Genomic DNA, 289 nt, shown 5'->3' with positions numbered 1-289 from the left:
TCACTCACGGTAGAAGTCAAGCGCCCCGCCCATCAGTGGGATCGACCTCATCCGGTGGCGGTCGATCGCCATCCGCGCTCGAACCCTCCACCTCCATATTGTCGTAACCCTCGTCGACGAGGCCCTGGTAGTTCCACCACCGCGGCGCGCACTCACAGTCCGAGCACCGCAGTAGCCCGTGAACTCGCGGCGTATTCCCATGTAGCGACCCGAACGGCTGGATCAAACGCGATCCCTTCAGCGCTACCAGATACTCCACTTGTTCTTCTACCGTCTCGAACTCCGGCGG

The 289-nt window shown here is 61.9% G+C and carries 1 protein-coding gene; it reads right to left on the bottom strand.

The genetic code is table 11. The annotated features are described in order from the left end of the window. Positions 1-16: 16 nt before the first annotated feature. Positions 17-289, bottom strand: a 273-nt coding sequence (locus C450_RS22650) for a hypothetical protein (RefSeq protein ID WP_005041706.1), incomplete at its 5' end; no start/stop codon positions are given.

The organism is Halococcus salifodinae DSM 8989, from assembly GCF_000336935.1.
In the GTDB taxonomy this organism is placed as follows: Archaea; Halobacteriota; Halobacteria; order Halobacteriales; family Halococcaceae; genus Halococcus; species Halococcus salifodinae.
Note: the sequence above shows the minus strand (reverse complement) of the source record. Positions and strands in the feature narration are given on the sequence as shown.